Raw genomic sequence first — 9150 nt, 5'->3', positions numbered from 1 at the left:
CGGAATGAGGGGTCTTTTTTCGACGCCGATCACCCCGCTACCGGGGTCCTTTTTCCACGCCGATCCACAGTCCAATCAGGGAACGTCGCAACGCGCAACCAGACCTCAAATCAAGGCGGCGTGGTCTGTTCCGTATCATCAAGAAGATGGCATGCGGTTTCTGGTTCGCGCCGAAATTTAGCGTGCCAACGTCCAATTTGGTCGCATCTGTCGCGACTAAGGGTCGACAATCGTCAGTTGCGGCAACGTCGCTTAGGTATTCTTGAGACGCGGCCGCGATCAGCGCGCAAGAAGCCGGAATATAAAGTCACACCAGATATACCGCGACCGTCATCACGTCCGAGCCCAACCCGAGTACGATGCCTTTCCGCTAGACATATCAATCACGAATGTGTCGCCGTTCCAGCGGCTGGCGTAATAGTTTCCGTCCGCCTCGAACACGCTGACGAAAGGCTCGCTGGTCACGGTCGCGTGATTGAAATGATGCGTTCTGGAATCGGTCGTTCCGGCCTCAGCTGTGATCTGCCACATAGGCGCGCCACGTACGTCGCAGCGGAATACCTCGCGTCCGACAATCGCCGATACCGTCGGGTTGTTCGCATTGTCCGACAGAAAGACTACCAACTGTCCGCCGTCATCGAGAAGCACTCGGGCGTTGATGGTCCACCGCCCATCCGCGATCGCAGCTGCAACGTCCGACGACGTGCCGTGGGACGGCGCGGCATCGACATGGTGCGCCGGCGCTGTCGACTCACCGATACCCCACCCCTCCGCTTTCGCGGTAAATGAGGTACTGAGCGGCTGGCCCAGAGTTACGATCCCCACCTCGGCGGTAAACAGGACACCGAGTCCGGTGAGCGACACGAGCAGCGTTTCCCACGCCTGATCCTCGCCACCCCTATCGTATGGATGGTCGCGAAGATGCTTGAGGTGGGATGTCGACGTACGATCTCCACCCTCGATCGTCGCGAGACCTTCCCCGATTAGCGCCTCGGCGAACCATAGAACCAGATTTTTCCAGTCCGAACGATCCTCGACGTCGTTGAGTAAACGGGCGGGTGCGCGAGCCGTCCGGGTAAGTATGAACAGGGTGTCCTGTACAGCGTGGAGGAGCCGGTCACGTTCAGACGGCCCCCGCCCGGCAACGTCGGTACAATTGCCTTCGTCGGTATTCGAAGGCGGCTTCGTCATCTCACCCTCGCGCCGTCGGCGAACAAGCTCGTGCAGCGCGAGCAACGTAGCTTGCAGGGCGTGGTCAGAAGCAAGTCGCTCCGTGTTGCCTTGCGGCTGATAGGTACTGGCGCCGTCGAGCGTCATGACATGGCTGTCGAATTGATCGAACCATTGCTCGTCGCCCGGCTCCAGGGCGTCCCTCAGGCGGAGCAGTAGTTCGGTCGTGACGGCTGCCTCATCAAGGGTGAAACGGCGTAGGGCGGACTCCATTTCCGACAGGATTGCAGCGCGCGCAACGCTCATCGCTGTCGCCCCGGGATCACCGTCACGACATGACCCTTCTCATTGGTGACGATCCGAAGACCGGCGTCCCTGACAGGCCCATAGGTCGCACGTCATCCACGATTGCAGCTTCGCCGATCCTCATATCCGCGGTTATGCGGCGACCACCAGCTTGACGAGCGTCCCGGGCTTCAGCGACTCGTCAGCCGGAACGCCGTTGATGACGATGAAACGTTCGCGCTTGCCGTCGGCGACCGCCATGCGCTGGCTCAACGTATCGATCGTGTCCCTTGCGCCAACGGTAACGATCCGGATGACCTTGCGACCCTCCTTGCCGTCGCCATATGGCAGGCCATCGAGCATGCGGAGGAACGCCGTATCCTGGGTTGTCGCAAGCTCCGGCTTGCCGGTGGCCTTCGCCAGTGCCTCTGCGCGCTGCACACGATCGGCTCCATTCGGATGCGTCGATGCCCATGTCGGCGCAGAACGTGCGGTGCCGCTGGCCTGCGCCGTCAGTCCAGTGGACTCATCGAGCGCAGCCAGGATGTCGGCGGAGGCATAGGGCGAGTAGCCCGCAGCGGTTATGTAGCGGACGCCAAGCGCGTCCGCCTGATATTCCTGATCACGTCCGTACTTCAGCGTGTACAACTGCGCGCCCGTGCCGGCGAGGCGGGTCGCAAGATCGCTTTTCGTAGCTAGGCTGACGCCACGGGCAAGCAGGCCACCAATCGTCGCACGCGTGTTGCGCGAGGCGGCGTGGCGGGCGGCAACATGGCCTACCTCATGGCCCATCACGGAAGCGAGTTCTGCCTCCGAGGTCATCAGTGCGAGCAGCTGACGGGTGACGTAGATGTACCCGCCCGGGATGGCGAAGGCATTCTCGACAGGGGAGTCTAGCAGAGTGACGGTAAAGTCGCTGCCTGCATTCGACAGGCCAGACTGGACCGCGACACGCTTGCCGACGCGTTCGACGAATGTCGCCTGCGGCCCCTTGTACGCACCGCCGAACTGCGCGAGCAGTTGTGGATGAGCCTGAGTGCCCTGCGCCTTGTCAGTCGGCGAAATTGAGCGGACCGTGTTCTGGGCAGTGAGAGGGGCAACGGGCGCAAGCACGAATGCGCCGGCTAGCAGTACGGCAATGTGACGGCGGATCATGAAGCTCTCCCGGTTACGACGGTATAAAGCGACCCATACACCGTTGTTCCGGATTAGCATCGATACCGCTCTGCACTGATCTACCGATCGTCCCGCCAGTTGCTGCTAAGCGGGGGAGTATCGCTGTGTTTTCTGGACGAGGGTCCGAAGTTGCGGGGGAGGAAGACCGCCGGTCAGAGACCCGAATGGGGAGAAAAGCGGACCGGCGGCTTCCGCCACCATGGATTGGATAACTAGGTCCGGGTTGATCGGTTATCTAAAAACAATCCACACTAGGCCGATAATGGAAATGCCAAGCGTGATGCACGAAGCCGGAATTGCCAGAAACGCATATAGTGCGTTCGAGGGATTTTGGGCCGGCTCTATTACAAAACCGGCCTTAGCCTGTTTGATAATTACCAATATATCATCGGGCTCTTGCGCATAGTCCTCGGCCGCTATGACTAGCTTGCCGCCGCTGCGTTGGAGCATGACTATCGAACGCGCAGCGCCTTTACCATTTAAACGCCGCAATACGGGCTCCCCCAAAGCCGACCAAGAATGGTAAAGCCTCGTGCCCTGGAAGGTCAGTTCTACGCCACCGGTGGTCACCCTTAGCAAATCAGGACGAGCTAAACGACGAAGCGTGCGCACTTGAAGCCACACGAAGACAAGTGCGATAGGCGTAAAAATCGCGAGAATAGCAAGATCGGCTAGTTCTACGCGATCTTTTCTGACCAGCGCATAGCCATAACTTATAGCCAGGAGCGCAAAGGGAAGCAGAAATGCTACGAGCAAAATAGCTTGCGGCAGAAGCTTCAGCCTGCTTGCCTTGAGCGTCACGGCACGGTTTTCGGCGTTCATGAACGCCACCTACCTCATAGTGGTTGCTGAAACCTTCCCTCCAGGATCGTGCCGATGGATAAGGTTTGACCCATTTACCGATCCAAATAAACGAATGGCTGTATCGGGAGCCCGGATCGCCGGCATGAACGTCCAGGTTTGGACGAACACGCCCTACCCTACGGCTTCCGCCAGACCCACAACCGGTCATTCCCCCGTGGATTTGGGTCTCCCAACTTCCGCCATTCGTTCATGTCCGCTGCGACCTGAAGCAAGTCTTTACGGCGATAGCGTAACTGACCAATCACCGCGGGGCCGCGGTCCACTCCCCGGTTTCGATGAGCATGTAGCATAGATTTTCAGGCCAGACCTGTTCGGCGGTTACCTCAAGTTCCGCTTGGCTCCACCACCGGTGGACGGACATCACGGTATGCTCCATCTTGGTCCAGTTGGCGGTCGACACGGTACTTTGATGGACCCGAACAACGTAATATCGCTCGTCGGCCTCAACTATCTCGCCAGAAGGTAGTACAAAGGATGCGAGCCGCTGTGCGACTTGGCGGCCCGCTATTTCGACCACGACACCTGTTTCCTCAAACAGCTCACGGATAGCCGCCTGCTCAAAGGCCTCCCCTTCGGCAAGGCCGCCCCCGGGCGTAGCCCAGAAGGTTTGCCCGATCAGGGCGCCCTTCTTATGCTCGAAGCGAAACAGCAAAACGCGATCGTCTGGATCAAGAACCAACAATCGGGAGGACGGTCGTCGAAGCACATTGTGATCTAAAGCCGCAGGAACCGATCCGGCAAGCTAGAGCCGCGTCAAATACCCACCGTTTGCAGTAATCCACGAGGCTCACGTCTCAGAAGAGCTTGCGCAGACCGAGCCGGACGGAGCGACCTAACGGATCGATGTACGCGGCTTGGAAACGGTTTGGGACGCGGTCGAGCCGATCGCGCACGTTGATCCGATTGTTCAACAGGTTCTCGACCGTGAACTGCAGCATCATGGCTTTTGCCCAGGGACGTTTAACGATCTGGTCGACCTTGAGAGATGCGTAGGGCACGAGCCACGTCCGGCCCGAAAACCGAAGGTCCGACGCCGCCAGGTCGCTGCGAATTCGGGTCGGCCCCTGCAACCGGCCATACAGCCCGATGTTCGCAGCCCCGAGCGATCCGCTCAGGTTCAGTTCGGTTTCCCAGCGAGGGCGCCCGCCGGTGCCGGTCAGCGTGTCGCCATCCAGCAGGTCCAGCGCCGGTAGATCGCTTCGCAACGACAGGCGATCGTCGAGCCGCCACGTCGTGGTCATCGACACATAAATTTGCGGTCTGGGCTTGGGTGCGGCTGGCGGCGGGCTGTCCTTCGCGGCGGTACCGACGGGCGGCGTCGGCGGCCGGGGGGTACGACCGATCGGCGTCGACAGGCTGAGCGTAACCTGCATCTTCTTTTCGCGTTCGCGCGCGATGTTGACCGGCCTCAGGTCGGCACTGACGAGTTGGCCTGCGGCATTGCGCTGAAACGCATCGGCAAACGCGGTTTGGAATGCCGCTGTGGCGCTGCCCAACGTCGCCGTCTGATTGTCGATGCGCGTTTCGAGATAATTTGCGGTAAGCCGCAGATCCTTTGCCTTGATCGGCGATACGGCCACGCCCAGCGTGACAATCCGCCGTCGCTCCGGGGCCAAGGCAGGGTTGCCGCCAGCGATCGTCGTGACGAGCACGCTGGTGCCGGTGGTGAAGTCGAAAAAGGGCGTGTTCGGCGTGGTGACCGTCGGATTGGTCAACAGCGCGATCGCCGGCGGGGTCTGCGCTTCGTTGACCGACGCGATCAGCTGGATCGGTCGCACCGGCGACCATGTCAGACCGTAGTTGGAACTGACCAGCCGACCGTAATCGGATACGTCCGACACACCGATCATGCCGTTGACCGACAGTTGCCCGAGGAACGCGAGCACGTCCTGATTGGCGGAGGCGATCGGAAGATCCGCGTTGACGCTTGCCCCTTTCGTCGTGCGCGTGAGGTCCAGCGTCGATTGCTGCAAACCCGGCAGGCTCCCCGAACTGCTCGACCGTGCGTAATCGCCCGCCAGCGTGACCTGCGCGTCGCCGGCCGGCAGCTTGACCAGCGGACCGTTCGCGACCGCCTTCGTCAGCAAGGTGCCGGTCACAGTCCGGCTTCGATAGTCCTGACGCAGCGCGGCCGCTTCGGGGGGCAACATTGCCAGCGGATCACCGCCCGCATCGATCGAGGCCTGCAAGTCGTCGATCGGGACGCCTTGTTGCGAACGTGCAAGCCCCCGCACCCGGTCGTAGCTGGTGGTGACGTTCCACCCCCAGCGCCGGATACTGCCCTGTACCAGACCCGAACCGTGCAAAGTCAGGCTAGTGTTCCGCTGCCGGAGCACCGCGTCGGGCAGATAGCGGTAGAGCAGAACATCGTCAGCAAAGGGCAGCACGCCGCTCCCTCCCGGTACCGTGAGCAGGGCGGGCGCCAAGCCGTTCAAGCCAGTGTTCCTTTGCGCCTCCATCGACAAGTTAAGCGACCCGCTCATCGACTTGCCGATCGGCGCCGCGACGGTGCCGTCGACAGAGATCCTGTCGTTCCGCTGCTGGAGCGAGCGATAGCGCCCGACATCGGTAACCGCAGGCACCCCTGCGCCGGCGACGTATCCCGCCAAAGTTCGCCGACTTGCCGGGTCGTTCGGCACCGCGGCGATCGTAACCGGGTTACCGACCAGAGCATCGAGCGCTGGATCGATACTCCCCCCGCCTACCCCCGTGATGTTGCCGCCAAGCGCATACAGCGTGTCCGGATCGGGCCCGATCGCCCGTTCGCTTTGTAGAATCGGGTTGAGCCTCAGATGCGACATCGTCAGCGTTGCGCGGCGCGGGCCGTCGATGCGGGCGGCGGTTACCTCGACATAGTTCGTCTCACCGCCGCCTTCCGTCGTGGTGCCGGTGGCCTGCTGGTACGTCACCGCACGAAACTTCTTTTTGGTGATGAAGTTCATTACGCGAACAGTGGCAGGAAAACCGAACCGTGCAGCCTCGGACTCAGGCAAGACCTCGATCTTCTCCATCGCCTCCTGCGGCAGGCTGTAGAGCTCGTTCATACTCGACATCCGTCGGCCATTGAGCAGATAGACCGGATCCCCGCCACTTGCGGACGTCGTGAGCGTTTTCAAGCGTTCGAGCAAAGTCTTCAGATCGGTCGCGCCCAGCGCCTGGATCGCCGCCTGGTCCAGGGTCGCAGTCGGATCTACAGCACCAACCGCGCTACCGGCGGTCCGTTGACCCGTGATGACGATGTCGTCCTTGCCGGACGACGGTGCCTCCGGAGGTATCTCCTGAGCCGTTCCCGCCCCGGGACATGCCGCCCCCCCTGCCAGAAAGGCGAGTGCCGTCCGATAAGCAAGATTCTGTAGCCGGCACCTTATGAGTCGGGAATCACGAAGGCTGTGGTATTCGATCATCGTCACGGTCTCGCGAATGGGCTGTTCAGAGTAGAGCGAGCCATCGTGTTCGGAATGCGGCGCTTTCAGGAAACAGGAAGGGTATGAGCAGACTTTGGTTCGTTCTCGATGCATTAGCAGGCGAGATGGTCTTCCATTTGGCCTTTTATGTCATCTGATCGAAGCACCGTGGAGACACGTCTCGGCGGACGCACCACCGCCATAGCCAAGATCGTTCTGCAGTTTTCGACGGCAGATACGGTTTAGTTTGAACCGCAGTCGAACACGGGATTTTCCCGCAACCAGGAATATCAGAAACGCCATTTGAATGTCACAGCCGCTGCCGGGGTCGTAGCAATGGAACTCTTTTGCTGAATGACGTGGATGGTCGTCTCGGCGTTTAACGGCCCTTTGAATTCGGCATTAAGGGGCTTGGCAGCAAATCCGCTTACGTCACCCAGCCAGATGTCCATCCCCTTTGGAGCGCACACGATGATCTCGTCCGACTGCCCTCGGTCCAGGCACGTCGGTTCTCTGGGGCGCACCTTGGCAAGGTCAAAACCGACGACGTTTGGAACGACCGTCACGGGCCCGGTCTGCGACGCGAGCGCAGCGATGATGAGGACGATGGCCATCCGTGTCTCCCTGTTCCGGCTCGGTTAGTGCCGCAGTGGGCGGCAGGCGGCCCCCAACGATGCTGCATCGAGCGCGGTCCGTATCGCCTGACGGGGGTCCACGACCCGGGCGAGCTCCGGTGCTTCGACCCGGACATGTTCGTGGCCGCTTTGCCATTGCCGACGCCACCAGGCACTCCCGGTGCTCGCATCGATCGTCGGCAACCAGATCCGAGCACGCCGCAGCAAAGCGCTCGGTGCGATCAGTTCCTTGTCCGCGGCGATGGCGTGAGATAGATCCTTTGCCAGCTCGACGTTCTTGGCGTGGCCCATGTCTCCGGTAATTTGCTCGAGCTCCTGGATCAGGTCACGCCTCGCCCTGTACCATTCGTCCGCAGAGAAGCCCGTCGTACCCAGTCCGCATGCGGTACGTTTGAGGGCGACCAGTGCGGGCTGCCATGCGTCGCCCGTGAAGTTGTCCCACAGCATGATAAGCCGGTGGCCTTGCTCGCCATTCTCGATGAACATTCCGACCTTTCCGGACGGACTGCCTGGCTGAGCTCTTGCCAGTCGATTGTTGACCGCGCGGATCGCCAGCCTGTCCATAAGCTCGGCGTTCATCTGCGATCTTTTGGGGCCGCGTGACGAAAGTGTCGGCATTGCCACGGTGATCAGCGCTGTCCTGCGCCCCTGCGGCAGAGCCGAGAAACTGATCGGCGCGATGCGATCGTAACGCAAGCGCGGAACAGGGACGTGGACGACCGGCGACCCGATGCTTTTCCAACTTCCGAAACGTTGGGTGATAAGAGCCTTCGCGGTGGTCGGATCGACGTTTCCGACGATCACGACCATCATGTTTTCTGGTCGGTACAGGCGGCGGTATAGGGCGCGGATCGTTTCCACGCTCGCTGTCGGTACGTCGTCAGAATTCTGCCCATCGATCACGTCGGTCGGAGATCCAGGTGCTACGTCCGCGATGTAATCGGCGTAGATCACGTTGCCGGGCTTCCTGCCAGCCATCTCGCGCATCACGTCCGCACGCTGGTCGTCCACTGCATCGGACCTGAACGTGAGATCGGTCGCGACCTCGCGGAACAGACGCAGCAATGTGTCTAAGTCGGCCGTCCGCGTCGTCTTGGTCGACACGAAGTAATTGGTCTCGCGCCAGCTCGTCGTACCGGCGGAAGGTGCGGGGAAAGTCAGCGGCAAACCGATCTTCGGCAGATAATGCAGATCGTTCGGCGCGTTTAACGTTGGACTGACGAATACGAGATGCTCGATGAGGTGTGTCAACCCGCGCTCGCCCGGCCGCTGCTCCTCGATGAAGCCGCCTTCGTTTCGCAGGAGCAGGCCTATGCCAGGTTCGTCTCCCTGCCTCGGGAGGATCGCATAGCGTACACCGTTCGGAAGACGCCCACTAACTACAGGCGCCCAATCAACTTTCTGTGCAGCGTTCGATTTCACAGCGGTTGTCGCGGTACGATGCCCGTCGCCCGCATGTATGGCGGACCCGCTGGAGGATAGGGCAACGACGCCTAGTCGTAGAAGTCTGCTCGCGAATACTCTGAAGCGCAACTTCCAGCCTCCTACCGACGTCCGGCCTGCCTTCCTTCGCCGGCCCGGAACGAACTTGGCGGATCATCCAAGGTCTTTAAGGC

Annotated in this window: 8 protein-coding genes; 1 reads left to right on the top strand and 7 read right to left on the bottom strand. The window is 60.9% G+C overall.

Translation table 11 applies throughout. From position 1 onward, the window contains the following. On the top strand, positions 1-181 hold a 181-nt coding region (locus IFT67_RS20505), incomplete at its 5' end, for a hypothetical protein (RefSeq protein ID WP_206757951.1). A 152-nt stretch (positions 182-333) separates the two neighbouring features. Here the strand turns inward: IFT67_RS20505 and IFT67_RS20165 are convergent. From IFT67_RS20165 to IFT67_RS20135, 7 genes are all read right to left on the bottom strand, one after another. Beyond that, positions 334-1476: a hypothetical protein gene (locus tag IFT67_RS20165; protein WP_192239881.1), complete on the bottom strand. Its 1143-nt coding sequence runs from the start codon at positions 1474-1476 to the stop codon at positions 334-336. 132 nt (positions 1477-1608) lie between these two features. After that, complete coding sequence (locus IFT67_RS20160) at positions 1609-2610, bottom strand: M48 family metalloprotease (RefSeq protein WP_192239880.1); 1002 nt, start codon at positions 2608-2610, stop codon at positions 1609-1611. A 252-nt stretch (positions 2611-2862) separates the two neighbouring features. Next, positions 2863-3453, bottom strand: a complete 591-nt coding sequence (locus tag IFT67_RS20155) for a hypothetical protein (RefSeq protein WP_192239879.1) — start codon at positions 3451-3453, stop codon at positions 2863-2865. Positions 3454-3736: 283 nt separating this feature from the next. Beyond that, positions 3737-4201: an NUDIX domain-containing protein gene (locus IFT67_RS20150; RefSeq protein WP_192239878.1), complete on the bottom strand. Its 465-nt coding sequence runs from the start codon at positions 4199-4201 to the stop codon at positions 3737-3739. Positions 4202-4289: 88 nt separating this feature from the next. Beyond that, positions 4290-6539, bottom strand: coding sequence for a TonB-dependent receptor domain-containing protein (locus IFT67_RS20145; protein ID WP_197983185.1), 2250 nt, complete (start codon positions 6537-6539; stop codon positions 4290-4292). A 650-nt stretch (positions 6540-7189) separates the two neighbouring features. Continuing rightward, entirely contained in the window at positions 7190-7513 is a 324-nt protein-coding gene (locus tag IFT67_RS20140) for a hypothetical protein (RefSeq protein ID WP_133021423.1), read from the bottom strand. A gap of 24 nt (positions 7514-7537) precedes the next feature. Beyond that, positions 7538-8956: a M16 family metallopeptidase gene (locus IFT67_RS20135; protein ID WP_165895572.1), complete on the bottom strand. Its 1419-nt coding sequence runs from the start codon at positions 8954-8956 to the stop codon at positions 7538-7540. Positions 8957-9150: the final 194 nt, after the last annotated feature.

Source organism: Sphingomonas sp. CFBP 13728 (genome assembly GCF_014841895.1).
Classification (GTDB): Bacteria; Pseudomonadota; Alphaproteobacteria; order Sphingomonadales; family Sphingomonadaceae; genus Sphingomonas.
Note: the sequence above shows the minus strand (reverse complement) of the source record. Positions and strands in the feature narration are given on the sequence as shown.